Origin of the sequence: Bacillus sp. CH140a_4T (genome assembly GCF_008923725.1) — a bacterium.
Taxonomy (GTDB): domain Bacteria; phylum Bacillota; class Bacilli; order Bacillales; family Bacillaceae_G; genus Bacillus_A.
In genome coordinates this window covers 124,916-151,515 of the sequence record NZ_WBPF01000022.1, presented here as the reverse complement: position 1 = coordinate 151,515, position 26,600 = coordinate 124,916, and the positions used below count along the sequence as shown (strand labels likewise).

The window sequence follows — 26,600 nt, the reverse complement described above, 5'->3', positions numbered from 1 at the left end:
CCAATTCTCCTTTACGATAGCAATACTCTTATTTTTGATAGGTAAGATAGTAAACGCTTGCGAAACTTTATACAAAGTTTCACAAAGCACAATAAAATGCCTTTAAATTTATGCCAGCAAGTAAGCTGAAATCATAAATCCAAAACCATAATGTCCTACCTATTATTTATGAACTGTCCGATACATGGCTTGTCCGCATAATGGAAAGTTCCTTTATCGGAAAGTGTATATAATATATATCCTATATTATATACTATATACACCTATGTTAACATAAAAATGATTCCTAATTATTTGATATTGAGCGTATAACCTAGTACTGACAAGGTATGAAAGCGCATAAATTATTTTGTTTAAGTTAGAAAAATACCTATATATAAAGAAAAAAAGGAAAAAATGGACAAATTCATGTTCATTTTTTCCTTTTTCTTATTGTTCACCTTCTGTAATTAGCATCGATGTGTTACCGCTTTTTTCAAGATGGCATTCGCCCCAAGTGCAAAGAGAATCAAGAATAGATTCTAAAGACCATCCGTAGTCTGTAAGGGAATATTCTACTTTCGGTGGGACTTGGTTGTATACCTTTCTTTGAATAACTCCATCTTCTTCTAACTCGCGTAATTGCTGTGTTAACATCTTTTGTGTAATACCAGGCATGAGACGTTTTAATTCACTCGTTCTCTTTGTCCCTTTCGTTAAGTGGCAAAGAATAACGACTTTCCATTTTCCGCCGATAACCTCTAAAGTCGCTTCAACGGGAATATTATATTTCTTCATATAAAAATCTCCTTTGATGAATGTAGATTTCAGTTCTCCAACAAAAGAAGCCAAATAATTTAAATGTTACTAAAAAGTACCTATAGCACTTTAAAGTACGTACTTTTTATCATGTTGAATATGTTCCATAATAGCATACGTAAGAGGGAAATGAGTAGTACGGTACTAAAAAGTGCCTATGTTACTTTTTGGTACCTATCGTACTTTAAAGTGCGTTCTTCAAAAAAAGAGTTAAGCCATTCATAATAGCATATATGAGCAGTAAAGTTATGTTTGTAGAAGATAAAAAGGCCTTTTTATCACACTATTATGATTGGATTTCTCGCATTAAGGAGGAGTTCAATTGAATTCATATACAGTATCTTCTTCAGCGGTACAGACGAATCGGAGAAGTATGTTTGCTTTATTAGCACTAGCCATTAGTGCGTTTGGAATTGGTACAACCGAATTTATTAGTGTCGGTTTATTACCATCTATTTCAGAGGATTTACATGTTTCTGTTACAACAGCGGGTTTAACCGTTTCTTTATATGCATTAGGAGTAGCGTTTGGTGCTCCGGTATTAACGTCATTAACAGCTAGTATGTCGCGAAAGACGTTATTAATGTGGATTATGATTATTTTCATTATAGGTAATGGAATTGCGGCAGTGGCAACAAGTTTTACTGTGTTGCTTATCGCGAGGGTTGTATCTGCGTTTGCACACGGCGTTTTTATGTCGATAGGATCTACAATTGCGGCTGCACTTGTACCAGAGAATAAACGTGCAAGTGCAATTGCGTTTATGTTTACTGGTTTAACCGTTGCGACAATTACAGGTGTACCAATTGGAACGTTCATTGGTCAACAGTTTGGTTGGAGAGCTTCCTTTATAGTAATTGTTGTGATTGGAATTGTCGCTTTCATCGCCAATAGTATGCTAATTCCGTCTAACTTGAAAAAAGGTACATCCGTATCATTTCGTGATCAATTCAAACTGATTACGAACGGAAGGCTATTACTTGTTTTCATCATTACTGCATTAGGATACGGTGGGACATTTGTAACGTTTACGTATTTATCTCCGTTACTACAAGCAGTAACAGGGTTTAAAGCAAGTACGGTTACAATTATTTTGTTAGTGTACGGAATCGCGATTGCAATTGGGAATATGCTTGGTGGGAAATTATCAAATCATAATCCAATTCGAGCGTTATTTTACATGTTCTTTATTCAAGCAATTGTATTATTTGTTTTAACATTTACAGCGCCATTTAAAGTCGCTGGACTCATCACAATTATTTTCATGGGACTATTCGCATTTATGAATGTTCCAGGGCTACAAGTGTATGTCGTTATATTGGCTGAACGATTCGTACCTAGCGCTGTTGATGTGGCATCAGCGATTAACATTGCAGCGTTTAATGCGGGAATCGCTCTGGGTGCTTACTTAGGAGGCATTGTAACGAACTCTTTAGGATTAATTCATACAGCTTGGGTAGGCGGCATTATGGTAGCAGGGGCTGTTATTTTAACAGCGTGGAGCATGACATTAGAAAAAAGAGATCAAGTGAAATAAGGGAGAGAAAATATAATGAAACATTTACAAAGTACAACAACATTGTATAACGGTGTAGAAATGCCTTGGTTCGGTTTAGGTGTATTTAAAGTAGAAGATGGACCAGAACTTGTAGAAGCTGTGAAATCGGCGATTAAAGCAGGATACCGCAGTATCGATACAGCTGCGATTTATGGAAATGAGAAAGCTGTAGGAGAAGGAATTCGTTCTGGTATAAAAGAAGCAGGGATTGCTCGAGAAGATTTATTTATTACTTCAAAAGTGTGGAATGCAGATCAAGGGTATGAAACGACACTTGCTGCATATGAAGAGAGCTTAAAAAAATTAGAGCTAGATTATTTAGATTTATATCTTGTTCATTGGCCTGTGGAAGGGAAATACAAAGATACGTGGAGAGCGTTAGAAACACTTTATAAAGAAGAACGCGTACGTGCGATTGGCGTAAGTAACTTCCAAATTCATCATCTGCAAGACGTACTAGCAGGTGCAGAAATGAAACCGATGATTAACCAAGTAGAATATCATCCACGTTTAACGCAAAAAGAATTACAAGCGTTCTGTAAAGAGCAAGGTATTCAAATGGAAGCATGGTCACCACTTATGCAAGGTCAATTGTTAGATAACGAAACATTGCAAGAAATTGCTGATAAGTATAGTAAAACGACAGCTCAAATCATTTTACGTTGGGATCTTCAAAATGAAGTTGTAACAATTCCGAAGTCAACGAAAGAACATCGAATCGTAGCAAATGCCGATATATTTAATTTCGAATTAACGAAAGAAGATATGGAGAAAATCGATACGTTAAATGAAAATCACCGCGTTGGTCCAGACCCTGATAACTTTGATTTCTAAACTTATAGTGGAGAGGAAGAGTGCAAACAGTTTGCGCTCTTTTTTATTTTGCTTATGCATAAAAAAAACTTCTAACTAAATAATAAACAGTAGTAAATTTGTTATTTCATAAGGGGGTGTAAACATGAATATAAAACGATCGTTCAAGCTAATAGCTGTTTTTTTAAGTGTGTTATTTGTGTTATTTCCGCTGCAAAAAGCATTCGCGGAAGTTATGGATCATACAAAGTATCAGATGGATTGGAGTTATAGTAAGTCAAAGAAGAAACCAATTCGAACAGAGCTTATTAAAACAGCAGATGGTAAAATTGCCTTTTGCTTAAATGTAGATTTGAAATCTCCGAGTGGTCAAGATTTACCGGAAATGGGAAAAGTGGATATTAATGTGTATCGTGTACTATTAAATGGATATCCACAAAAGAGCCCACAAGAATTAGGTGTTTCTGATTGGAGAGATGCCCATTACGCAACACAGCTTGCAGTATGGAATGCGTTAAAGCAAATCGATATTAACGATTTAGAGTTCCGTAATAAAAATGTAGAAAAAGTAACGAAAGACATCGTTGCAAAAGCAAATGCTAGTGAAGAATTACAAGAAATTACGATGAGTGTCGTACCGTCAGAAGAACAACAAGCAGTATTGAAAAATGATTTCTTTGAAACAGGTTTATATACAGTAGAAACAAATGCGAAAAGCGGAACGTATAAAGTGCAAGCAACAGGTGCACCGGCGGGCGTGAAATTCGTAAATGAAAAGGGCGAAGCAAAAACGGAATTTAATGTGGGAGAAAAGTTCCGCATCTTAATTCCGAAACAAACACCAGCTGGTGGGTTTAGCTTTAAAGTATTAGGGAATTTAACAAAGTTACAAGGGATTGCACATAAAGGGACCCCGACTATTCAAAATGCAGTTGTATTACTTGAGCGTAGTGAAGAAAAAACAAGTCCGGAGTTATCGGTAAGTTGGAAAACAACAAATGGTCACGATAATAATAAACCACATACTCCAAATGAACCACATAAACCGAATCAAAAGAGATAATGAAAAAGCATTGGCGTTTGCCAGTGCTTTTTTATATGAACGATAAATTATATTAGGAAAATTAAACTTGAGGTGAAAACACTGTTTATACAGTGTGAATTTTATTTAGAAATAATATAAATATAGTAAAATTCAAACGTTACAATTAATAGATTGTATTCACAAAATTGTAACATTATTCGGATTGAAAAGGCTATCAAACGAAGTAGAAAGCGTGTAAAATTCAGTTGGAAAAACTACCTATAGATGGTCATATATGAAGAAAATGTAAGAGCCTATTATTGTTGATAACTTTAGATGTATAGATGACAAGACAAAAATACATCTTTTACTATTCTCTTTTTATGTAGAGAGAGGACTCATCACAAGTAGAGAGAAGTGATGAGGATACAGTACATAAAAATTTTTATAATGTAAGAAAGCGAATACATTGAGGGAAATGCAGTAGTAATTGATGCAGGTGTGCGAGGTGTTAGTCTATTCATTAAATGTTTTTATAAAAATAATAGGATTTCTTATTAAATGAATATATATAGGATGGTTTCTCTAAATAAAGGAACAGGGGACACAGATTATGTCGAAGAAAAAGACGAGTAGGGTATTAGTAGCTGGAATATGTATATCTACATTATTATCGCCAGTAGCTTTCGAAGCATCGAAAGGATATGCAGCACCTTTGGAAGAAAATAAAGGTGGGAATTTAGAAGAGGTTACAGAGAATAAGTTTGAGCAGAGAGTATTTCAGTTACCTGGTAAAGGTAGCGTGGATGAAGAAAATAAACGTTTAAGAGTTAGTTGGAAACTTTCTGCGAATGAACCAACTGGAATTTATGCAGAGCCAAATGAAGAGATTACAATTGACATAAAAGGAACGCAGTCTATTCAAGCTTTCATAGGAACGAGATCTTATGATGAAAAGGACCCAGAAGAGTTTGATTTAAAACCAGGGAAAAATGTTATTTCATCTCCAAGAGGCGGTATTTTATATTTTTATAATATGAATAAAGAGGGAGAAGTAACAGCTTCAGTTACGAATGGCGGTAGCCACTTCCCTATGTTTATTTTAGGTAAGCATACGAAAAAAGATTGGGATGAAATGTTAAAAAAATATAAGGATTCTTATGCAGTTGAATTAAAAGGTGAGAGAAGCCTAATTACTACTACTTACGATTCTGTACAGAAATATATGAAGAATACGGATCCAACAGATTTAATGAAGTTACACGATAAGATTATTCGATTGGAAAATGCAGTGGCCGGATTATCTGAAAATAGTGTGGGGGTTGCGAAATCTCCAATTCATTATGTTCAGTTTATTGAGAAACGGAAGCCTGCTGAAGGGGACTTTATGTTTGCGAAAAATTATCATACAGGATATATCCCAAGCGCAATGAATAGAGTTTTAGATATAAAAGTGCTTGAAAAGGATGGCTGGGGACCATGGCATGAAGTTGGACATTTACATCAGCAAGAACCTTGGAAGTGGTCTAAAGTAAGGGAAGTTACAGTAAATATTTACTCATTAGCTGTTCAAAAGGCGTTAGGGAATCAATTAGAAATGGATGAGCACTATAAAAACTCATTTGAGTATTTAGAGAAACCTAAACCAGAAAGAGTCATTGATGACATTAATCCTCTTACAATGTTTTGGCAATTAAATGTAGTGTATGGAGAACATTTCTATCCTAGGTTACATCAAGCTTATCGTTTGTTACCACAGAGTGAAATGCCCGCGTCTGATGAAGAGAAAAAGCAACTATTTATTTATATGACATCACAAGTGGCAGGGCAAAATTTAATTCCTTTCTTTGAGGAATGGGGATTAACGCCAAATGATGATATTAGAGAGAAAATAGAAAAATTAAATTTACCTAAATTAGAAAAGGAAATCTGGAAAGCTACAGATAGTAATGATATTCGTGAAAAGCAAGTTGAACCGTATAAGGTTCCGTATGGTGAACCTGCTAATGAGGTGCAAAATCTTTTAGTTGGTACGGATTCTGATGAGAATCAATCAAGTAAACTTGTCCGAAACTTAGGAGAGAGTGTAAAAGTAACAGGTAAGATTATATGGTCTAAATTAGACGGTGGAAAACAGGAAGTGTTAGTAGAAATTGAGGATGAGAAGGGAAATAAAAATTCAATTCCTGTTCAAGTTAATGGAATTTATGATGACAGTATCATTTTCCAAGGAATTTCAAATGATGTAATGTCAGCAGTGACGCTTCGTCACAATGAAAAAAAATTAAATGTAAACTTTACTAGTAATAAAATACATTACCGTTTTGAAAAAGAAAAATATATGGGCTTAACGGTATATGATCAAAATGGGATTGAAAAGAAAAGTGTATCAGCAGAAGGGCAAGAAAATGGAAAACGATTTGCTGAACTAAATGGAGTAGATTTTGAATATGGAGATGTAGTGAAAGTGTTTCATGCAGAACCGGACCGCTTGAAATGGTATCAAAATAACACGCTTGTAGATCCAGGAAATATTAAAAATAAAAAAGAAAAATTCTTTAAGATTACTCCGCAAGGTTTCGAATTAAAAGATAGTTTACAAGAAATAACGGCGAAACCTCAACAAGTAGTAGTAGGAACAGACGTTGAAAGGTTAGATCCAAAAGCTTTTGTTGAAGTGAAAGATGGAGAAATAATTGGATTTGTAGAAACACCGAATACATCAAAAGTCGGTGAACAAAAAGTAAAAGTAGAAACGAAGGATCGTTTTGGAAATAAACAAGTGACAGAAGTACCGTTAGAAGTAACATATGGAGATAGTATTGCGTATGTAGGATTCGACAATAAAATTGCTTCAGTTGTAACGTTAAAGCATGAAGAGAAGAAATTACATGTGACTGATATGGATAGTCAAATCCATAAGTATTTTAATAAAGAGCTATACATGGGAATCACGTTATATGATGGAAACGGAACTGAGAAAAAACATGTAACAGCAGAAGGACAAGAAACTTCACAGAATTTTGCAGAGCAAGTGAATGGACTGTCGTTTGAGTATGGAGATGTAGTAAAAGTATTACATGCAGAACCAGATCGCTTGAAATGGTATCAAAATAATAACTCTGCTGGTCAAGGTGAGAAAAAAGGGGTAAAAGAACTATTCTTCAAAGTGACGGAAAAAGGCTTTGAGAGAATGGATCTGTTACAAGAAGTAACAGCCGTGCCGCAAAAAGTAGTAATTGGAACAAATAGTGAAATGTTAGACGCGAAGAAGTTTGTTGAAGTGAATGATGGGGAAGTAGTAGGGTTTGTAGAAAAACCGGATACGACAAACATTGGTAAACAAACGGTGAAAGTAGAAACGAAAGATCGTTTTGGAAACAAGAAAGTAACAGAAGTAGCTTTAGAAGTAACGTACGGAGACAGTCTTGTTTATCAAGGTCTTTACAATGATATTACTTCAATCGTAACGATTAATCATGAAGAAAAGAAATTACATGTAACGTATACGAAAGATCAAATTCATAGTTACTTTAATAAAGAATTATACATGGGAATCACGTTATATGATCAAAACGAGAAAGAGGAAAAGCATGTAACAGCAGAAGGACAAGAAACTTCGAAGAATTTTGCAGAGCAAGTAAATGGAACTTCATTCCAATATGGAGATGTAGTGAAAGCATACCATGCAGAATCAGATCGTTTAAGCTGGTATAAAAATAGTGAGTTCGTTGGAAAAGGGGATAAGAAAAAATTCAAAGAAATTTCCTTTAAGATTACTCCAAATGGTTTAGAGCAAGTACAATAATAAAAAAGCTCGTAAAACATAATGTTTTACGAGCTTTTTTTATTATTCAGCTTCAGAAACTACTGTGAAGCGTTCGTTTACGTGCTTTGGATTTTCAATTTCATCAAGTGCTGCAACTGCGAAGTCTTCGTAACTTACGTAGCTATCACCTTTTGCGTTAACAAGAAGATTGTCTTGTCCAGCTGTATAAGAACCAGTACGTTTTCCTAATGCGAATAGTGCAGAAGGGCTGATGAATGTCCAAGTAATATCGTTTGTTTGTTGCAGAATTTCTAAGTTTTTACCTTGGTTTTGAGCTGTTGCAAGGTATTCAGTTGGGAAACCTGGTGTATCAAATACACGCGTTGTTTTCTCTTCGTCTACAAATAAGCTTCCAGCGCCGCCAACTACAAGTAATTTTGTGTTAGGTGCACCTTTCATAGCTTCAATTAGAACGTTTCCTGCATCTACGTGAAGGTGTTCTTCTCCTGCTGGAGCGCCGAAAGCATTTACAACTACATCAAATGCTTGTAGGTCATTAGATGTAAGAGCGAATACATCTTTCTCTAAAATTTTTATATTTTCTTCTGTAATTTTTGCAGCGTTTCTTACGATTGCAGTTACTTCATGTCCGCGATCTAATGCTTCTTTTAAAATACGACTTCCTGCTTTACCAGTTGCTCCGATGATTCCGATTTTCATAATAAATCCCTCCAAAGTGTTTTGTTAAAGTGTATATCTGAAAGTAAATAAATTTGTTGTAATAAGGTTTGTTACAACCTAATGTAATCATTATAGTTACAGGTTGGTATTTTTGTCAATGGGGTAGTTTGTAGATTTACTTTTTGTTTTAGTATGCACAGTTAGAGGGAGGAGAGTCATAAAGATATTGTTACTTCGTGTCTGGCTAATATTTGGAAATTTCAAATTGTCGAAAAATGTTGATTTTTAAATGTTTTTTAAATATAATTCGTTTTATGGAGAAAAGGAGGGGTTAATTGTATGAATATGTTAGAGCAATTTGTTTCATCAACGAATACAATTCTTTGGTCATATATTCTTATTGCGATGTTAATTGGTTTAGGTCTTTATTTTTCTATTAAATTGAAATTCGTACAAATTACTCATTTAGGGGAAATGGTTCGACTAATGAGTGATGGATTAACTGGAAAGACGCGTAAAAAAGGTAGTGTATCTTCTTTCCAAGCGTTCTGTATGAGTTCAGCAGCTCGTATTGGAATCGGGAACTTAGCCGGTGTAGCGTTAGCTATTTCTATGGGAGGACCTGGGGCGGTATTTTGGATGTGGGTTATTGCGATTGTCGGAGCGTCTTCAAGTTTCGTGGAAAGTACGCTTGCACAAATTTATAAAATAAAAGATGGCAGTGGCTTCCGTGGTGGTCCTGCTTATTATATGGAAAAAGGTTTAAATAAACGTTGGATGGGAATTTGGTTCTCTATCCTTATTACAATTAGTTACGGATTAATTTTTAACTCCGTACAAGCAAATACAGTTACATTAGCATTTAAAAACGCTTTTGGTATTGAGCGTTACATTGTTGGGATTGTATTAGCAGTATTAGTTGCGGTTATTATTTTTGGTGGCGTGAAAAGCATCGCACGTATGTCTGAAATGATCGTTCCGCCAATGGCACTTATTTATATTGCAGTAGCAATTTTCGTTGTTATTAAAAATTATTATTTAATACCGGATATGTTTACGGAAATTTTTAAAGGAGCATTTGGTTTAGATTCAGCTGTAGGTGGCGGTATCGGTGCTGCGATGAAATATGGTATTCAGCGCGGATTATTTGCGAATGAAGCAGGTATGGGTAGTGCGCCGAATGCGGCAGCGACAGCGGATGTAACACATCCAGCGAAACAAGGATTTATTCAAACAATTGGAGTATTAGTAGATACATTTTTAGTATGTACATCAACAGCATTTATCGTACTATGTTCTGGTGCGTATAAGGCAACGAATTTAGAAGGTATTGAATTAACGCAAGTGGCGTTAAGTTCACAAATCGGTTCGTGGGCAAGTAGCTTCTTAGCGATTATTATTTTCTTATTTGCATTTAGTTCACTTCTAGGAAACTACTATTATGGTGAAACGAATATTGAATTCATTAAACAAAGTAAAACTTGGTTAACGATTTACCGTATTGCGGTAGTGGGAATGGTATTATTCGGTTCTGTTGCAACGCTTCAAGTTGTATGGAATATGGCGGATTTATTTATGGGATTAATGGTAATCACAAACTTAATTGCGATTACGCTTCTTGGTCGATTTGCATATGCTGCTTTGGCAGACTATGTAAGGCAGAAGAAACAAGGAAAAGATCCAGTCTTCAGTGCAGATTCTATTCCGGGTTTAACGAATACAGAGTGTTGGGATAAGCCAGTGGTAACGGATAAAGAAAAAGCAGTGTAATGAAAAGGCGAGCATCGAGATAAATTCGATGCTCGCCTTTTTTGTTGTAGTAAATGATAAAGAGGATGAGAGGTAATTATTAATATAATTTTTTGTTCATTCATTCCTCTCGTTATTTGTAGGAACGTACTGTCTTAAAAGTATGATTGGTCGAATAGGATGAGTGATTGAGTATTGAGTAAATGCACGTACTGGTTATATTTTCACGTAAAAAAACACATGTGTTAACAAAAATAACGTGTCCATGTTACAAAACCTAACATAAAGTTCTTGATTACTAAAAGTTTTTAGAATATAATTTTCTTATTGTTAGGAAGAGGGGGCAATGCAAATATGGATTTTTTAGCTAAGGTAATTGGGGATGTAAATAATGTCCTTTGGTCATATGTCATTATTGTGATGTTAATTGGGTTAGGACTTTACTTTTCATTTCGTGTGAAATTTGTCCAAGTTCGTTACTTCGGTGAAATGATTCGTTTGCTTGGGGATGGGGCAAGTTCGAAAACGAGGAAAGCACAAAAAGAGAAGAGTGGTGTATCGTCGTTCCAGGCTTTTTGTATGAGTACAGCTTCTCGTGTAGGTACTGGTAACTTAGCTGGTGTAGCTATCGCAATCTCAGCAGGTGGACCAGGAGCAGTATTTTGGATGTGGTTAATTGCGGTAATTGGGGGTGCTTCTGCATTTGTAGAGAGCACATTAGCGCAAATTTATAAAGTAAAAGATGGGAATGCATTCCGTGGTGGTCCAGCTTATTATATGGAAAAGGGTTTAAAGAAACGCTGGCTAGGAGTTGTCTTTTCTGTTCTAATAACAGTTAGTTTCGGATTAATTTTCAACGCCGTGCAGTCAAACACAGTAGCAGCGGCTTTTGATGGAGCATTTAACACAGATGGTAAGTTTGTAGGTCTGTTTATGGCTGGTTTACTTGCAATCATTATCTTCGGCGGAGTAAAACGTATTGCACGTGCGGTTGAAATGATTGTTCCAGTAATGGCAATTATTTATGTAGCAGTGGCATTATTCGTTGTTGTAACAAACATTACGGCAATTCCGTATGTATTTAAAGAAATTTTCTTACATGCTTTCGGAATTAAAGAAGTAGTAGGTGGGGGATTAGGAGCTGCGATTTTACTAGGGGTAAAACGTGGATTATTCTCAAATGAAGCAGGTATGGGTAGTGCGCCGAACGCAGCTGCGACTGCAAACGTAACGCACCCAGTTAAACAAGGTTTCATTCAAACTTTAGGGGTATTTACAGATACATTATTAATTTGTAGTTGTACAGCATTTATCATTTTATTATCAGATGTGCCTGGAGCGGCTGATTTAAACGGAATTCAATTAACGCAACAAGCATTAAGTCAACATATCGGACCGTGGGCTTCTATATTTGTAGCAGTTGCAATCTTCTTGTTTGCATTTAGTTCATTAGTAGGTAACTACTACTATGGTGAAACGAATATTGAATTCTTAAATGGAAGTAAAGTGTTATTAAATGCATACCGCATTGCTGTACTTGGTATGGTTGTTTTAGGATCTGTAGCAACAATTCAAATCGTTTGGGATTTAGCAGATTTATTTATGGGGATTATGGCTGTTATTAACTTAGTGGCGATCGTATTCCTTTCTAAGTACGCTTTTGCAGCGTTATCAGATTATATTAAGCAAAAGAAACAAGGGAAAGATCCAGTGTTCTATGCGGAGTCTATTCCAGGTTTGAGCAATACAGAGTGCTGGGATAAGCCAGCAGTAGCTGATAAAGAAAAAGCAGTATAATGAGGTGAGCATCAAGTGAAACTTGATGCTCATTTTTTTGTTTTATTCTGCTATTTGTGAACAGTAAACTCTCGATTGATACGGGCTAATAATTAGTGGGGATGACACTGATTAAAGTTTCGCTATATAATGTAAAAGACGAACATTCATTAATGCTTTATAATAAAATGTATTTTTTTTAAGAAAAGTGCGGATATGAGTTGTGATTTGTGTTAGAATGGAAAATGCCTTTGAAACAAGAGGTTTTATGATCTTTCCTATCCGATTGAAGGTTTTAGAGGAGAAATGGAAAGTTCGGATTATTTCTTATTTCAAGTGGTCAGACGTTCAACGTTAATGAAGAGTTAAATGGAGGATTTTATTAATGAAGTTTGTTATGTTTCTTGTAGGATTGCTCGTTGTATTCGTACTCGGTTTTCTTATAAGTGCCGATCGAAAGAAGATTAAGTATAAACCAATCGCAATCATGCTTGTTATTCAGCTAGTGTTAAGTTATTTCTTATTAAATACGCAAGTTGGTTATATTTTAGTAAAAGGAATTTCAGATGGATTTGGCGCACTTCTTGGATATGCGGAAGCTGGAATCGTTTTCGTATTTGGCGGTCTTGTTAATAAAGGAGAGGTTTCATTCTTCTTAACAGCGTTATTACCAATCGTATTCTTTGCCGTTTTAATCGGAATTCTGCAACACTTTAAAATTTTACCGATATTTATTCGTGCTATTGGTACGTTGTTAAGTAAGGTAAATGGTTTAGGTAAACTAGAATCATATAACGCAGTAGCGGCTGCTATTGTTGGACAAGCAGAAGTATTTATTACAGTAAAAGATCAATTAAGTAAAATCCCAAAACATCGTTTATATACATTATGTGCATCTTCCATGTCGACAGTATCAATGTCAATCGTAGGTTCTTATATGAAAATGATCGAACCGAAATATGTAGTAACAGCACTTGTATTAAATTTATTTAGTGGTTTCATTATTATTCATATTATTAACCCGTACGATATTACAGAAGAAGAAGATACACTGAAATTAGAAAATAAGAAAAAACAATCATTCTTTGAAATGCTAAGTGAGTATATTATGCTTGGTTTCACAATCGCGATCACAGTAGCGGCAATGTTACTTGGTTTCGTAGCATTAATTACAGCAATCAATAGCTTGTTTGATTCCATGTTCGGTATTACATTCCAAGCTATTTTAGGATATATTTTCTCACCATTAGCATTCATAATGGGTATTCCGCAAGCAGAGATGGTAACAGCGGGACAAATTATGGCAACAAAATTAGTATCAAACGAGTTTGTTGCGATGCTTGATCTTGGAAAAGTAGCTGGTGACTTATCAGCTCGTACAGTTGGTATTCTTTCTGTATTCCTTGTATCATTTGCGAACTTCTCATCAATCGGAATTATCGCAGGTGCAACGAAAGGTATCGATGAAAACCAATCAAATGTTGTATCATCATTCGGTCTACGCCTTGTGTACGGTGCGACATTAGTAAGCATTCTATCAGCGATTATCGTTGGTGTTATGTTATAAAAAGATGGCCCTAGCTTATAGCTAGGGCTATTTTTTATGGTAAATTTGCATGAAAAAACCAATTAGTGAGGAATATATTTACATATGAAAATCTTTTAAAATTTATATTGCATTTCTATTAGATAACGCTTACAATTTGATTTGTAGGTGGTATCAATTTCAGACTTTCAATAATGGTAGGAGAGAAGAGGCTACCTTTTATAAATTGCAATTTATGTAAACGCTTACTGATTTTAGATAACAGTTGAATAGTATTTAGGGGTTTTAAATTTTTTAACATCAATGGTCAGACGTCATTCGTTATACGTTATACGACCAATAACTCGTGGGAGAAGTGGAGGATTCACATATGAAGATCGTAATGTTTCTAGTCGGTTTACTTGTAGTATTTGTACTAGGGTTCCTTATCAGTTCAGATCGTAAGAAAATTAAATATAAACCAATTGCACTTATGCTTGTCATTCAATTGGTACTTGCGTATTTCTTACTAAATACAAAGGTCGGATTTGTATTAGTAAAAGGGATTGCAGATGGGTTTGGCGCTATTTTAAAATTTGCGGAAGCAGGGGTTAATTTCGTATTTGGTGGTTTAGCAAACGATGGACAAGCACCATTCTTCTTAACAGTATTATTACCAATTATTTTCTTAGCAGTATTAATCGGGATCTTACAACATATTAAAGTTTTACCGATTATCATTCGTGCAGTCGGTTTCGTATTAAGTAAAATTAACGGCTTAGGAAAACTAGAATCATATAATGCGGTAGCAGCTGCAATTGTTGGTCAAGGGGAAGTATTCATTACAGTAAAAGATCAACTAAGCAAATTACCGAAAAATCGTTTATACACACTTTGTGCATCTTCCATGTCAACAGTATCGATGTCAATCGTCGGTTCTTATATGAAAATGATTGATCCAAAATATGTAGTAACAGCACTTGTACTAAACTTATTCAGTGGATTTATTATCGTTCATATTATTAATCCATATGAAGTAAAAGAAGAAGACGATATTTTAGAATTACAAGAAGATAAAAAACAAACATTCTTTGAAATGTTAGGCGAATATATTATGCTTGGTTTCTCTATCGCTGTAACAGTAGCGGCGATGTTAATCGGTTTCGTAGCATTAATTACAGCAATTAACGGTGTGTTTGATTCAATTTTCGGAATCACATTCCAAAGCATTTTAGGATATATCTTCTCACCATTAGCATTCGTAATGGGTATCCCAACTTCAGAGATGCTAACAGCGGGACAAATTATGGCAACGAAATTAGTAACGAACGAATTCGTTGCAATGCTTGACCTTGGAAAAGTAGCTGGTGATTTATCAGCTCGTACAGTAGGTATTTTATCAATCTTCCTTGTATCATTTGCGAACTTCTCATCAATCGGAATTATCGCAGGTGCAACGAAGAGTATCGATGGCAAACAAGCAAACGTTGTATCATCATTCGGATTAAAACTTGTATACGGTGCAACGTTAGTAAGTATATTATCAGCGATTATCGTTGGGGTTATGCTTTAATAAAACAAACGAAGTCGTTTATCTCTCGCCTAGAGGGATGAACGACTTTTTTATTTTGGTATGATAAATAATGCAGAGAGGGGAAATTAGGGTGAAAGAAGCGGATAGTTTAAGGGAGTTTGATGAAATTATAGAGAACATTGATCAATTAACTGGAGAAGATGCTAGAGCGTTTTTGAAGTTTATACATGGATATTTAAGCATAGTAGAAGAAGGAGAGGGGACTTTTACTCATAGTGACTTTGTTGAAAAGGTTTCAGGGCTTTATAAAAAGGATTTAGCTAAGCTTATTAAGCTGAGAGAAGAAATAAAAAAATCACCTTAATACATTCATTAAGGTGATTAAAATACTACTCAGCTGGAGGTGTAAACGTACGTTTCTCTAATTCAGCATCTAGCATAAATAGTGCGTTTGAATCGCTTGTAATACGTTTTAATTTTTGGATGATGCTATCGAATGAAGCTTCTTCTTCTACTTGCTCATCAACGAACCATTTTAAGAAGGTAATTGTTGCGTGCTCACGCTCATCCCAAGCGATATCAGATAAGTTGTAAATACGCTTCGTTACTTCACGCTCGTGCTCAAGTGCCACTTCAAAAGCGTTCAGTACAGATTCATATTCGTTATTCGGATTATCAAATCCAGTAACAATAGCGCGCTCACCGCGGTCGTTAATGTAGTTATAAAGCTTCATTGCGTGGAAACGTTCTTCCTCAGCTTGTACAAGGAAAAAGTTAGCGAATCCATCATAGCTCTCAGATGTACAGTAAGCAGCCATTGCCATATAAGCGTGGGCAGAGTAAAATTCAAAGTTCATTTGATTGTTTAATGCGTCGTGCAATTTTTTAGATAACATAAAATCCCCCTTAGTATTGTGACAAGAATATTATACCATAATTGATAATATTCTCATTTTGATGTCTCGAACCTTTTCGAAAGCTTTGTGACGTGTGCTTCCATAATGTCTTGTAAATCTAAATCATATTTTTGTGAAAGAATAATAAGATTAGATAGTACATCACCAAGTTCTTCTTTTAGTTCTTGTTTTAGCTCTTCTTCTGTTTTTACTTTTTCGTCAGGACGATCACGGCCAATTTCGATTGCGCGAACAACGCGTGAAACTTCCCCAACTTCCTCTGTTAAGAAATTTAAGCGAATAAAGGAATTATACTGTGACCAGCTTCGTTTTTCATAAAATTCCTTCACCCATCTTTGAAATGCGACGATATCCATTTCTTCCTCATCCCTTCAATATGTTGTACAATATTCATTGTATCATAACAATATATAGTTTTGGGGTGTAGGGATGAGAAAGATTTGTGTGTTTGCAGGTTCCAACTTAGGGGAGAGACCAGAATTTAAAGAGCAGGCAATAGCGTTAGGAAAAATGTTTGTTGAGAATGACTATGAGCTCGTATACGGTGGTTCATGCGTTGGATTGATGGGAGAAGTAGCAAATGAAGTCCTTCGTTTAGGCGGGCGTGTAACAGGTGTTATGCCGCGTGGTCTATTCCGAGGAGAAATTGTTCATACAGGGTTAGCAGAACTAATTGAAGTAGAAACGATGCATGAGCGTAAAGCGAAAATGGCAGAGCTTGCGGATGCTTTTATTGCACTGCCAGGCGGATACGGAACGTTTGAAGAGCTATTTGAAGTAGTATGTTGGTCGCAAATTGGTATACATAATAAGCCGGTTGGTTTATTGAACATAAAAGACTTTTACGGACCAATTTTGCAAATGGTTGAACGTGCAGCAGAAGAAGGGTTTATGAATCCATCGAATAAAGAGTTGATCGTTTCAGCTGAGACGGCAGATAAACTAATTCATGCAATACAAAATTACGAGCGCCCCGTTTTAGGAACGAAGTGGAAGCAGCTATCATAATACAATTTTATAGAGATTTTTGGAAACACATGTCATTGTATCTTGAAAAGGCATGTGTTTTTAATTTGGTTAAATATGTTAATGTTTAGATGTAATGTTTTGGGAAGGGAGAAATAGATGGAGGAGTTTGTGTATTTAAGACCGGTTTTCAAAAGTATATTAGCAGCAGCTATTCTTGTTATGCTAATTGTTTCAACACAGAAGAAAGAGCTAATTAATGAATTTTCGCTTTGGTTTATTTCGATATTGTGTATCGGTGTTTCGGCGATAACACTCTTTATGATTGGCTTTATCGTTGATGAGTATAATCTAGCCGGAGATGTGCATAGTTCTAATATGTTTATTGCAATTGGCTGTATTAGCGGTTTGAATTTTATTATTTACTATAGACGGCAATAAAAGAAGGCATTCCGTATTACTTTGGAATGCCTTTATCACTTTGATTACTTTGTTTTTTATACAGGTACCAGCCACCCCAGCCGCCACCAATTGCTACAACAACGAGGAAAGCATAGTCTTTCACCTCGATACGTATATTGAAAACGTTAGCTATAAGTAAGACAATCCCAACTGTTATTAACGCAAAGAATGCTCTAATTAAGTAGTCTTTCAACTGAACCACTCCCGCCATTTAAGTAGTAAATGATGAATATGGAAAAGCTTTTTTGGATCTATTTTACTAAAGGGTGTTACCTATATTTTAACATAAAAGGGATTGTAATATATTGATAAAAGTAGAGGAGAGGGCTGCTAATATTGTCGTGATTTGTCGGTAAGTCGATATATTGGAAAAATCGCTGATAAATTTGACGGAATCGCCGATATAATGCGAAAATCGCTGATATATTTAATGGAATCGCCGATATAAATAGAAAATCGCTGATATAAATTTCATGTACTGATATGCGCGACAACCCCATAGAAAAAAGCGACTCTGAACGAGCCGCTTCTGCTTTTAAAGGTGATATCCAACTCCAGCGGCTAGAATCTCCGGTCATTTCCCTCTCTCGCTCGAAGCAAAAAGCACTTCAAGGTCGAGAGCTCCAATGTCCTGCGATTCTGAGCAAGCCGCTTCCGCTTTCAGTGGTATCCAGCTCCGGTGACTAGAACAGTCGGTCATTTCGCGCCTTCCTGTGAGGCAAAGAACGCCTCTTCGTCAGGAGCTCCAATGCCCTCCTGTTCTGAGCAAGTCACCTCCGCTTTTAAATATATTATTGATTCAAGAAAGCACGTAGCATCCAAGCGTGTTTTTCTAGTTCTGTGTAGATGCCTAGTAATAGGTCAGATGTCATTTCGTCATCAGAGTTTTGAGCGATTTCCATGCCTTTTTTCAGTTCGACTAGCATCATTTCGTAGTCTTTCATGATTGCTTCGACCATCCCTTCTGCAGTTTCTCCGTATGCTGCTTCTTGAATAGAAGATAGTTCTAAGTATTCTTTCATTGTTGCTACTGGTTTACCACCAATTGCTAAAATGCGTTCTGCAATTTCGTCGATGTGAGTAGCTGATTCTGTGTATAGTTCTTCGAATTTCTCATGTAATGTGAAGAATTGAGGTCCTTTTACGTACCAATGGAAGTTGTGTAGTTTTGTGAATAAAACGCTCCAGTCTGCTACTTGTTTGTTTAATACTTCGATTACTTGTTTGTTCATTATGATCAATCTCCTTTTGAGTTGTTATGTTATATCAATTACTAATTTATAATTATTATAATCTAGTAATTGATATAAATCAACCCTTTTGCTGGAATTAATTTGAACAAATTATGAACTGTTGTAAATAAAAATCCCTATTACTGTGGAGTAATAGGGATTTTGTTTGATATATAGCTAATGCTCTGAACGAGCCGCTTTTGCTTTTAATTATTATACAGCCTGCTGTTTCTCTTCTACATCCTGTCCATCCCAGCACTCTGTATTCTGTAAGCCAGGGATAGAACTTGCAACGAAGACAGGATCTTTTCCTTGTTTCTTTTGCTTAATATAGTCTACTAAAGCTGCGTAGGCGAACTTGCTCAGGAATGAGATGGCAATTAAGTTTGTGAATACCATTAGTCCCATAAAGAAATCAGCTAAACTCCAAACTGTTTGAAGGGCCGCGATTGATCCGAAGAATACCATTCCGACAACTGCAACACGATAAATCAGTAACCATGTTTTGCTTTCTTTAATGAATGCGATGTTTGTTTCACCATAATAGTAGTTTCCTAGTAAAGAACTGAAAGCAAATAGGAAAATAATAATCGCTAAGAAAGTACTTGCCCACGGTCCAATTTGTGAACTTAATGCTTGTTGTGTTAATTCAATACCTTCTAAATTTGATCCTTTGTACAGGCCAGAACATAATACGATAAACGCTGTTGATGTACATACTAAGAATGTATCTACGAAAACTCCTAATGCTTGAACAAGTCCTTGTTTTACAGGGTGAGATACATCTGATGTTGCTGCAGCGTTAGGAGAGCTACCCATACCTGCTTCTGTCGCGAATAAACCGCGCTGAATTCCGAATTTGATTGCTGCTCCAATACCACCAGCGATAGCTTGGTCTAAACCGAATGCGCTGTTAAATATTTCTGTAAAAATGCTTGGTAACATATTGAAGTTGTTAATTACGACAAAAATAGCCACACCAATATAAATGATCGCCATTGGAGGAACGATCATTTCTGTAATACGTGAAATGCTCTTGATACCACCAAAAATAATAACTGCAACTAATAAAGCTAATAGAGCTCCTACAATCGTTCGCTCTAGTCCAAAAGCATTTTCAAACGCTATTGTTACTGTGTTTGCTTGTACAGAATTGAAAATTAATCCGTACGCAACTGTAATAAGAAGTGAAAACCAAACACCCATCCAGCGTTTGTTTAATCCTTTTTCCATGTAATATGCTGGTCCACCACGGAACCTGCTGCCATCTTTTACTTTATAAATTTGCGCGAGCGTACATTCTACGAAACTAGTAGCTGCCCCAAGGATAGCGATAAACCACATCCAAAATATTGCGCCGGGTCCACCCATTGAAATGGCTAATGCTACACCAGCTAAGTTTCCGATACCGATACGTGCCGCTGCACTTAAGCAAAATGCTTGGAATGGGGAGATGCTATCTTTCTTTTTTTCTTTTCGATTAAACCCTTTACTAATTAAACTGACCATCTCACCGAAATGAGTAATTTGGACGAATTTTAATTTGAAAGAGAAATAAAGACCGAAGCCGATTAGCATTGCAATAAGAATATATGACCATAAAATATTATTCGTTACCTCAAGGAATCTGCTAAAGATATCAACCATATAATACACTTCCTTTTTTTCGTAATAAGAAAATTATATGCAAAAAATATACGAGAATCAATTTTTCTAAAAAATGATGTTACTTAAATCTATTTTATGTTATGATTATGTTACATCGTAATATTTTTAGAATTATTTACATTTTAAAAAACTAAATGTAAAGCAAGGAAGAGGGGATAATTTGAAAGAAGAATCTTTATTGAATGTAAGCCTTAAGAGTTTGAAAACGAGAAGTAATATATTTTTTATCATTACATCTTTAAGTATCTTTTTAGGAGCCACTTATTATTACAATAAAAGATTTCCAACGCATAGGTATCCTGAATGGTTAGAATTTCTAAAATTGATTGGATGAACAAAAGACAGAAAAACAGAAAACTCAAATAAAAATTATTGAGGAGGAACTAAACATGAATATTAGAGAAAGTGAACTTCCGGGTATTGGTTATAAGTTTCAAGTTGTTACGAAAGGGAACGAAAAAATGGTGATTGTCATTCATGATGATGGACGTAGAGAAATGTACCATTTTGATTCAGACCACGAAGAAAGCATCTCAAGTATTTCATTACGTGACTCAGAGGCGAGACAAATTGCAGCGATATTAGGTGGAATGGTATATAAGCCTAGAGCATTAGAAAATGTTGAAATGGTCTTTGAAGGTTTAGCAATTGAGTGGTTTAAGGTGGAGCATGCAGCGCCAGCAATCGGAAAAACAATTGGTGATCTTGAAATACGAAAAATGTATAGTGTAACGATCATTGCAGTTATGAAGAAGAACATGAAAAAGCTATTCAATCCAGGGCCAGAGACGGTAATTGAAGAAGGCGATATGCTTGTAGTTTCTGGTGAGAGAGAAGAAATTAAAAAAATTATTAATGAGTTACTTTCGAATAGGGGGACTGACTAGATGGATACTTTAATTTTTGAAGTTGGTACAGCGTTAGTATTAGTTGCAATTGCGGCAGTCATTGCTGGAAAGTTTAAATTCTCAGTAATTCCTTTTCTAATTGTTCTTGGAATGTTAGTAGGGCCACACGCGCCGACAATAGGTGTTATCGATTTCAAATTTATTGAAAGTGCAAGTGTCATTTCCTTCCTTGGACGGATTGGCGTTCTGTTCCTTCTGTTTTATCTAGGGCTAGAATTTTCGATGAAAAAACTAATTAAATCTGGACGTTCTATTGCGATTGGCGGAACAATCTATATTTTAATTAACTTTTCACTTGGATTATTATACGGGTTTATAATGGGGTTCCCTTTACTAGAAATCTTAATTATTGCGGGGATTATTACGATTTCTTCTAGTGCTATCGTTGCAAAAGTGTTAGTGGATTTAAGAAGAACTGGTAATAATGAGACCGAATTAATTTTAGGAATCATTATGTTTGAAGATATATTCCTTGCTGTGTATTTATCAGTTGTTTCTGGTTTAGTTCTAGGGGATCATGCTTCCTTCTTAGGTGCTCTCACTTCGATTGGAATTGCTTTAGGGTACATGCTTCTATTCTTTATTGTGGCTAGGAAGGCTACGCCTTTATTAAATAGATTGCTCAATATTAGTTCAGATGAAATTTTTATTATTGTAGTATTTGCTTCGTTATTCTTTATTGCAGGTTTCTCAGAAACAATTCACGTTGCCGAAGCAATTGGAGCACTTCTTTTAGGATTGGTTTTCTCTGAGACAGAGCATAGTGACAGAATTGAACATCTCGTTGTTCCATTTAGAGACTTTTTCGGAGCTATTTTCTTCTTCAGTTTCGGATTAAGTATTGATCCGTTCTCATTGGGCGGAGCGATATGGTTAACGTTAGGTGCTGTCCTTCTTACAATCATCGGTAACTTTGTAGCAGGGATGATTGCAGGACGACAAGCTGGATTATCTCATAAAGCGTCAACAAATATTGGATTAACAATCGTTTCAAGAGGAGAATTCTCCATCATTATGGCCAATATCGGCATCGCCGGTGGTCTAATGTCAGTATTGAAACCATTCTCAGCACTATACGTGCTTATACTATCGATCTTAGGTCCACTTTTGACGAAAGAGTCAAAGAATGTATATAAATTTTTAAATAAAATCTTTAAGTGGGATATGGAGAAAAGCTAAATTTTTTAAAATCAAAGTACAAGATATGTATGAAAAAGGGATCTATGTCGACATAGATCCTTTTTTTATTGGCATTTTTTCAAGGATGAAAGAATACGTTTAATATTTACCGTATTGTGGCATACATATAGAAAAAGGTGCTTGGAAAGGGGAATAAAGAGAAATGGAACTCCAGTTTCAAAATGTATATCAACAGGTGGAGAATTGGTATGTGTTGGATTCGGAGCTTCCTTGGGATGTCAAAAGGCTTAGAGATGATGTGTTTTCACTTATTGAAGTATGTAAAACGCCAGTTATTTTTTGTGATACGTGTGATGCGAATCATGTGCTTCTATCATTAGGAGAAGAAGAAGAGGAATTTTTATTCCCAGTAGGTGGTTTTTATCATAAAGAAAAACAATTAATTTTTGTTTGTATATGGGAAGAGTATGAGCAAGTGCTCAAAACACTACTACATGAATTTCGCCATGCGATGCAGCATAAGAGAGAGGTATTGTATGTTGGAAATGAATTGTATGAAGATAGATGGATTGAGAAAGATGCGAGGAAGTTCGCGGAGAGGAAGTTAGATGAATATAAAAATAGAAAGTTAATGTAAAGCATAGTGGAGAAATGGCACTGTGCTTTCTTTGTTAATTACTAAAAGTAAGTGATTGACTTTTATAAAGTTTAGCTCTAAACTATTGGTATGAAACGAGCGAGGTGATAGAGTGAAAACAGAAGATAGACTTGGATTACTATTATGGTTTCGTTTATCACGTTTTTATAATAAAAGTATTCGTGAGACGAATCAGCATTTGAAAGAATGGAATGTATCTGCCGCTCAGTTTGATGTGCTAGCTCAAGTTGGAGGACATAATCGTCTAACGCAGCAAGAGCTCGGAAATAAATTATTTGTTACGAAGGGAAATATCACGCAGCTGTTAAATAAAATGGAGCAGCTGGAGTGGATTCGTCGTGAACAAGAAGGTACTACAAAATATATTTCGTTAACAGAAAAGGGAAAAGCTTTATATGAGGAAATCGTCCCGCCTCAAGAAACGTTCCAAGCGAAGCAGTTTCAAAATTTAAATGTAGAAGAACAACATCAATTATTACAATTACTAAAAAAATTACAGTGAGAAAAAATTTAAAAATAAATCTTGAATTCGAGATAATATGAGGTGAAGAGTATGTTTAGAAAAGTTGATCATAAAAATATGGGAAGAGCAAATCACGGTTGGCTAAATACACATTTTCATTTTTCATTTGCGAATTATTATAATCCTAATAACATGAACTTCGGTGCATTACGTGTCATTAACGATGACCTAGTAGCACCGCAAACAGGTTTTGATATGCATCCGCACCGTGATATGGAAATCATTTCGTATGTTGTAGATGGTGCTTTAACACATGAGGATAGCATGGGGAACCGCGGAACAATTGAGCGAGGGCATGTTCAATATATGAGTGCTGGCACAGGTGTATTTCATAGTGAGCATAATTTAGGAAATGAAACACTTCGTTTACTACAAATTTGGATTTTACCAGACCGTGAGGACCATAAACCAAACTATGGTGAGTTTACATTTGATTGGAGCAAACGTGAAAACGAATGGTTTCATATGGTATCTCCATTAGAAGGCGGGGCACCAATTCAAATTCACCAAGATGCGAATTTATATTCTTTATCGTTAGATGCAGGAAAAGAAATTCATTTTCCTGTGCAAAAGGGTCGTCAATTGTACCTTGTACAAATTGAAGGAAGTAGTGTAATAAATGGTGAAAGTCTTGTTATGCGTGATGCAGCAGAAGCGGTGGAAGAAGATATTCATATTGAAGCGAAAGAGCAATCTCATTATTTAGCAATTGAATTGAAAAGACAATAGAGCGTTTATGAAAAAGAGGACATCGAGTAGATGTCCTCTTTTTTTGAGTAGAATTGTCAGAAAAAACTTTCTCAAATTTTCGATAAAGGTATCAACTTGAAAAACAAGAATTGTATAAAAGTGTCAAAAATCTTTATGGGAATGGGGAATGTTATAGTGAAAAAGCAAGTCATTTCATCAGCATTAGCCTTAACTGTTATCGCCGGGGGATTTGGAACATTTGGAGCAACGACAACGAAAGCAGAAGAACAAAAAATTCAATATCATCAAGAATTTAAAACACCTGCATACATAGGTGAAGAATGGAAAGCACCAGAAGGACTAGATAAAAAAGAAACGGTCTTTCAATATTTAGAAAGTAAGAAAGATATGTTCAAATTAGCAGGAAATATTGATAAACATTTCAATGTCGTTGGGGAAGAAAAAGATGCTGAATCTGGCACAACACACGTGAAGTTAGTTGAAAAACATAACAACATTCCTGTGTATGGTTCAGATCAAACTGTTACACTCGATAAAGAAAATAATGTAAAAGCATTCTTCGGACAAGTTATTCCGAATTTAGAGGATAAAAATATTCCTGCGTTTGCAAAGATTAGCGCAGAGCAAGCAGAAACAATTGCAAAGGCAGATATTGAGAAAGAAATTGGTGCAGTAAAGAATTATGACGGTGTGAAAAAAGATTTATATGTGTATGAAAAAGATGGGAATTACTATCTTGCATACTTAGTGAAAGCATCAATTTCAAAGCCAGCTCCAGGATATTGGCATTATTTTGTTGATGCAACGAATGGAAATGTGATTGAGAAATATAATGCTGTAGATCACATTACAGGATTTGGTTACGGAGTATTAGGCGCTAAACAATCATTTGAAATTGCGCAAGATGAGAAAACAGGAGCATTCCATTTATTTGATGGTAAACGAGGACAAGGTGTTCATACATTCGATGCAGAGAATATGGATGAAAACTTGTTTAATATATTCTCACAATGGTTCGGACATACAGGTATTGAAGTAGAAAGTAAAAATAAATTCTTTGATGACAAAGCAGCGGTTGATGCGCATGTAAATGCAGGGAAAGTATATGATTACTACAAAAAGACATTTAATCGTAACTCTTTCGATGATAAAGGTGCGAAGCTTATTTCCTCTGTTCACGTAGGTGAAAGCTGGAATAACGCAGCTTGGAACGGTATTCAGATGATGTATGGTGATGGTGATGGTACAACATTTGTGCCGTTATCTGCGGGACTTGATGTTATCGGTCACGAATTAACGCATGCTGTAACTGAACATACAGCAAACCTTGTTTATAAAAATGAGTCAGGTGCGTTAAATGAGTCGTTATCTGATATTATGGGTGTCATGGTTGAGAAGAAGAGCTGGGATTTAGGTGCTGACATTTATACACCTGGAAAACCTGGTGATGCACTTCGTTCTCTGAAAGATCCAGCATCTATTCCAAATCCATTAAAACCAGGTGAAGGTTACCCAGATCACTACAATAAACGCTACACTGGAACAGCTGATAATGGCGGCGTTCATATTAACAGTAGTATTAACAATAAAGCTGCATATTTAGTATCTGATGGCGGAGAGCATTACGGCGTGAAAGTAACTGGAGTAGGCCGTGAAGCGACAGAAAAAATTTATTACCGTGCTCTTACGAAGTATTTAACTGCAAACTCTGACTTTAAGATGATGCGTCAAGCGGCACTTCAGTCAGCTGAAGATTTATATGGTAAAGATTCTAAAGCTGTACAAGCTGTAACGAAAGCTTATGATGCAGTAGGCGTAAAATAATAAGAGAAAAAGACCTGACTAGGATGTCAGGTCTTTCTGTATTTAGTCGCGAATACCTAATGCGATTTTCGCCATACGTGACATACGTTCTTTAGACCATGGTGGATTCCAAACGACATTTACTTCTATTTCATTGACTTCAGGTACGTTCGTTGATAATACTTTTTTTACGTCTGATACAATTTGCCCAGCCATTGGACAGCCGATAGAAGTCATCGTCATCGTAATGACAGCATTATTATTTTCATCTGCTGTAACGTCATAAACTAATCCAAGATTGATAATATCAACACCTAGTTCAGGGTCAATAACAGCTTCTAAATTGGCATATAATTTATTTTCAAATGCTTCTTGTGACATAAGT

25 protein-coding genes are annotated in these 26,600 nt (G+C 35.7%); 17 read left to right on the top strand and 8 right to left on the bottom strand.

Annotated features, from left to right (window positions below):
- Window positions 1–429: 429 nt before the first annotated feature.
- Window positions 430–777: a winged helix-turn-helix transcriptional regulator gene (locus F8162_RS27045; protein WP_000760478.1), complete on the bottom strand. Its 348-nt coding sequence runs from the start codon at window positions 775–777 to the stop codon at window positions 430–432.
- A gap of 394 nt (window positions 778–1,171) precedes the next feature.
- Here F8162_RS27045 and F8162_RS27040 point away from each other — a divergent pair, with 394 nt between their 5' ends.
- The 4 genes from F8162_RS27040 (at window position 1,172) to F8162_RS27025 (ending at window position 8,001) form a co-directional block, all read left to right on the top strand.
- Entirely contained in the window at window positions 1,172–2,335 is a 1,164-nt protein-coding gene (locus F8162_RS27040) for an MFS transporter (protein ID WP_192797678.1), read from the top strand.
- A 12-nt stretch (window positions 2,336–2,347) separates the two neighbouring features.
- A complete protein-coding gene (locus F8162_RS27035) occupies window positions 2,348–3,190 on the top strand; it encodes an aldo/keto reductase (RefSeq protein ID WP_192797679.1) in 843 nt (280 codons plus the stop codon).
- A gap of 124 nt (window positions 3,191–3,314) precedes the next feature.
- Window positions 3,315–4,232 carry a thioester domain-containing protein gene (locus F8162_RS27030; RefSeq protein ID WP_151632230.1) on the top strand — a complete coding sequence of 306 codons (918 nt, stop codon included), beginning with the start codon at window positions 3,315–3,317 and terminating at the stop codon, window positions 4,230–4,232.
- Between the two features lie 574 nt (window positions 4,233–4,806).
- A complete protein-coding gene (locus tag F8162_RS27025) occupies window positions 4,807–8,001 on the top strand; it encodes a putative mucin/carbohydrate-binding domain-containing protein (RefSeq protein WP_151632232.1) in 3,195 nt (1,064 codons plus the stop codon).
- A 42-nt stretch (window positions 8,002–8,043) separates the two neighbouring features.
- On the opposite strand, the gene F8162_RS27020 is transcribed toward F8162_RS27025, so the two are convergent.
- On the bottom strand, window positions 8,044–8,682 hold the full coding sequence (locus tag F8162_RS27020) for an NAD(P)-dependent oxidoreductase (protein WP_151632234.1): 639 nt from the start codon (window positions 8,680–8,682) through the stop codon (window positions 8,044–8,046).
- A gap of 300 nt (window positions 8,683–8,982) precedes the next feature.
- Between F8162_RS27020 and F8162_RS27015 the strand changes: the two genes are divergently transcribed.
- The 5 genes from F8162_RS27015 to F8162_RS26995 all read left to right on the top strand — a co-directional run bounded on the left by F8162_RS27015 (window position 8,983) and on the right by F8162_RS26995 (window position 15,591).
- Window positions 8,983–10,413: an alanine/glycine:cation symporter family protein gene (locus F8162_RS27015; protein ID WP_151632236.1), complete on the top strand. Its 1,431-nt coding sequence runs from the start codon at window positions 8,983–8,985 to the stop codon at window positions 10,411–10,413.
- Window positions 10,414–10,746: 333 nt separating this feature from the next.
- Window positions 10,747–12,189, top strand: a complete 1,443-nt coding sequence (locus F8162_RS27010; protein WP_151632238.1) for an alanine/glycine:cation symporter family protein — start codon at window positions 10,747–10,749, stop codon at window positions 12,187–12,189.
- A 364-nt stretch (window positions 12,190–12,553) separates the two neighbouring features.
- Window positions 12,554–13,735 (top strand): NupC/NupG family nucleoside CNT transporter, encoded by a 1,182-nt coding sequence (locus F8162_RS27005; RefSeq protein WP_151632240.1) that lies wholly within the window; start codon window positions 12,554–12,556, stop codon window positions 13,733–13,735.
- 349 nt (window positions 13,736–14,084) lie between these two features.
- Window positions 14,085–15,266 (top strand): NupC/NupG family nucleoside CNT transporter, encoded by a 1,182-nt coding sequence (locus F8162_RS27000; protein ID WP_064476245.1) that lies wholly within the window; start codon window positions 14,085–14,087, stop codon window positions 15,264–15,266.
- 91 nt (window positions 15,267–15,357) lie between these two features.
- Window positions 15,358–15,591: a hypothetical protein gene (locus F8162_RS26995; RefSeq protein WP_151632242.1), complete on the top strand. Its 234-nt coding sequence runs from the start codon at window positions 15,358–15,360 to the stop codon at window positions 15,589–15,591.
- Window positions 15,592–15,616: 25 nt separating this feature from the next.
- Here F8162_RS26995 and F8162_RS26990 read toward each other — a convergent pair whose 3' ends face one another.
- Together F8162_RS26990 and F8162_RS26985 are read right to left on the bottom strand one after the other, a co-directional pair.
- On the bottom strand, window positions 15,617–16,123 hold the full coding sequence (locus F8162_RS26990; protein WP_151632244.1) for a ferritin: 507 nt from the start codon (window positions 16,121–16,123) through the stop codon (window positions 15,617–15,619).
- Between the two features lie 53 nt (window positions 16,124–16,176).
- Complete coding sequence (locus F8162_RS26985; protein WP_151632246.1) at window positions 16,177–16,500, bottom strand: MazG nucleotide pyrophosphohydrolase domain-containing protein; 324 nt, start codon at window positions 16,498–16,500, stop codon at window positions 16,177–16,179.
- An 88-nt stretch (window positions 16,501–16,588) separates the two neighbouring features.
- On the opposite strand from F8162_RS26985, the gene F8162_RS26980 reads away from it, so the two are divergent.
- Window positions 16,589–17,152 (top strand): TIGR00730 family Rossman fold protein, encoded by a 564-nt coding sequence (locus tag F8162_RS26980; protein ID WP_192797677.1) that lies wholly within the window; start codon window positions 16,589–16,591, stop codon window positions 17,150–17,152.
- A gap of 117 nt (window positions 17,153–17,269) precedes the next feature.
- Window positions 17,270–17,551: a hypothetical protein gene (locus F8162_RS26975; protein ID WP_151632250.1), complete on the top strand. Its 282-nt coding sequence runs from the start codon at window positions 17,270–17,272 to the stop codon at window positions 17,549–17,551.
- A 16-nt stretch (window positions 17,552–17,567) separates the two neighbouring features.
- Here F8162_RS26975 and F8162_RS26970 read toward each other — a convergent pair whose 3' ends face one another.
- The 3 genes from F8162_RS26970 to F8162_RS26960 form a co-directional block, all read right to left on the bottom strand.
- Window positions 17,568–17,765, bottom strand: coding sequence for a hypothetical protein (locus F8162_RS26970; protein WP_151632252.1), 198 nt, complete (start codon window positions 17,763–17,765; stop codon window positions 17,568–17,570).
- A 598-nt stretch (window positions 17,766–18,363) separates the two neighbouring features.
- Window positions 18,364–18,804: a Dps family protein gene (locus F8162_RS26965; RefSeq protein WP_001041897.1), complete on the bottom strand. Its 441-nt coding sequence runs from the start codon at window positions 18,802–18,804 to the stop codon at window positions 18,364–18,366.
- A gap of 213 nt (window positions 18,805–19,017) precedes the next feature.
- Window positions 19,018–20,451 carry an alanine/glycine:cation symporter family protein gene (locus F8162_RS26960; RefSeq protein WP_120341285.1) on the bottom strand — a complete coding sequence of 478 codons (1,434 nt, stop codon included), beginning with the start codon at window positions 20,449–20,451 and terminating at the stop codon, window positions 19,018–19,020.
- A 410-nt stretch (window positions 20,452–20,861) separates the two neighbouring features.
- Here F8162_RS26960 and F8162_RS26955 point away from each other — a divergent pair, with 410 nt between their 5' ends.
- The 6 genes from F8162_RS26955 to nprB all read left to right on the top strand — a co-directional run bounded on the left by F8162_RS26955 (window position 20,862) and on the right by nprB (window position 26,236).
- The gene (locus F8162_RS26955; protein ID WP_151632254.1) at window positions 20,862–21,359 is read left to right on the top strand and encodes a cation:proton antiporter regulatory subunit; all 498 of its coding nucleotides are present in this window, start codon (window positions 20,862–20,864) and stop codon (window positions 21,357–21,359) included.
- Window positions 21,360–22,559, top strand: coding sequence for a cation:proton antiporter (locus tag F8162_RS26950; protein ID WP_151632256.1), 1,200 nt, complete (start codon window positions 21,360–21,362; stop codon window positions 22,557–22,559). It abuts the gene before it with no gap.
- A gap of 163 nt (window positions 22,560–22,722) precedes the next feature.
- A complete protein-coding gene (locus F8162_RS26940; RefSeq protein ID WP_151632258.1) occupies window positions 22,723–23,157 on the top strand; it encodes a DUF3920 family protein in 435 nt (144 codons plus the stop codon).
- 112 nt (window positions 23,158–23,269) lie between these two features.
- Window positions 23,270–23,680 carry a MarR family winged helix-turn-helix transcriptional regulator gene (locus tag F8162_RS26935; protein WP_151632260.1) on the top strand — a complete coding sequence of 137 codons (411 nt, stop codon included), beginning with the start codon at window positions 23,270–23,272 and terminating at the stop codon, window positions 23,678–23,680.
- 51 nt (window positions 23,681–23,731) lie between these two features.
- Complete coding sequence (locus F8162_RS26930; protein WP_151632262.1) at window positions 23,732–24,430, top strand: pirin family protein; 699 nt, start codon at window positions 23,732–23,734, stop codon at window positions 24,428–24,430.
- A gap of 156 nt (window positions 24,431–24,586) precedes the next feature.
- Window positions 24,587–26,236 (top strand): neutral protease NprB, encoded by a 1,650-nt coding sequence (gene nprB, locus F8162_RS26925; RefSeq protein ID WP_151632264.1) that lies wholly within the window; start codon window positions 24,587–24,589, stop codon window positions 26,234–26,236.
- A 42-nt stretch (window positions 26,237–26,278) separates the two neighbouring features.
- Here nprB and F8162_RS26920 read toward each other — a convergent pair whose 3' ends face one another.
- Window positions 26,279–26,596 carry a metal-sulfur cluster assembly factor gene (locus tag F8162_RS26920; protein ID WP_000076425.1) on the bottom strand — a complete coding sequence of 106 codons (318 nt, stop codon included), beginning with the start codon at window positions 26,594–26,596 and terminating at the stop codon, window positions 26,279–26,281.
- Window positions 26,597–26,600 lie beyond the last annotated feature (4 nt).

Bases quoted from the DNA above. Each gene is read 5' to 3' on its own strand.
- F8162_RS27045 (WP_000760478.1), bottom strand. From the start codon at position 777: ATGAAGAAATATAATATTCCCGTTGAAGCGACTTTAGAGGTTATCGGC.
- F8162_RS27040 (WP_192797678.1), top strand. From the start codon at position 1,172: ATGTTTGCTTTATTAGCACTAGCCATTAGTGCGTTTGGAATTGGTACA.
- F8162_RS27030 (WP_151632230.1), top strand. From the start codon at position 3,315: ATGAATATAAAACGATCGTTCAAGCTAATAGCTGTTTTTTTAAGTGTG.
- F8162_RS27025 (WP_151632232.1), top strand. From the start codon at position 4,807: ATGTCGAAGAAAAAGACGAGTAGGGTATTAGTAGCTGGAATATGTATA.
- F8162_RS27020 (WP_151632234.1), bottom strand. From the start codon at position 8,682: ATGAAAATCGGAATCATCGGAGCAACTGGTAAAGCAGGAAGTCGTATT.
- F8162_RS27015 (WP_151632236.1), top strand. From the start codon at position 8,983: ATGAATATGTTAGAGCAATTTGTTTCATCAACGAATACAATTCTTTGG.
- F8162_RS27010 (WP_151632238.1), top strand. From the start codon at position 10,747: ATGGATTTTTTAGCTAAGGTAATTGGGGATGTAAATAATGTCCTTTGG.
- F8162_RS27005 (WP_151632240.1), top strand. From the start codon at position 12,554: ATGAAGTTTGTTATGTTTCTTGTAGGATTGCTCGTTGTATTCGTACTC.
- F8162_RS27000 (WP_064476245.1), top strand. From the start codon at position 14,085: ATGAAGATCGTAATGTTTCTAGTCGGTTTACTTGTAGTATTTGTACTA.
- F8162_RS26990 (WP_151632244.1), bottom strand. From the start codon at position 16,123: ATGTTATCTAAAAAATTGCACGACGCATTAAACAATCAAATGAACTTT.
- F8162_RS26985 (WP_151632246.1), bottom strand. From the start codon at position 16,500: ATGGATATCGTCGCATTTCAAAGATGGGTGAAGGAATTTTATGAAAAA.
- F8162_RS26975 (WP_151632250.1), top strand. From the start codon at position 17,270: ATGGAGGAGTTTGTGTATTTAAGACCGGTTTTCAAAAGTATATTAGCA.
- F8162_RS26965 (WP_001041897.1), bottom strand. From the start codon at position 18,804: ATGAACAAACAAGTAATCGAAGTATTAAACAAACAAGTAGCAGACTGG.
- F8162_RS26960 (WP_120341285.1), bottom strand. From the start codon at position 20,451: ATGGTTGATATCTTTAGCAGATTCCTTGAGGTAACGAATAATATTTTA.
- F8162_RS26955 (WP_151632254.1), top strand. From the start codon at position 20,862: ATGAATATTAGAGAAAGTGAACTTCCGGGTATTGGTTATAAGTTTCAA.
- F8162_RS26950 (WP_151632256.1), top strand. From the start codon at position 21,360: ATGGATACTTTAATTTTTGAAGTTGGTACAGCGTTAGTATTAGTTGCA.
- F8162_RS26940 (WP_151632258.1), top strand. From the start codon at position 22,723: ATGGAACTCCAGTTTCAAAATGTATATCAACAGGTGGAGAATTGGTAT.
- F8162_RS26930 (WP_151632262.1), top strand. From the start codon at position 23,732: ATGTTTAGAAAAGTTGATCATAAAAATATGGGAAGAGCAAATCACGGT.
- F8162_RS26920 (WP_000076425.1), bottom strand. From the start codon at position 26,596: ATGTCACAAGAAGCATTTGAAAATAAATTATATGCCAATTTAGAAGCT.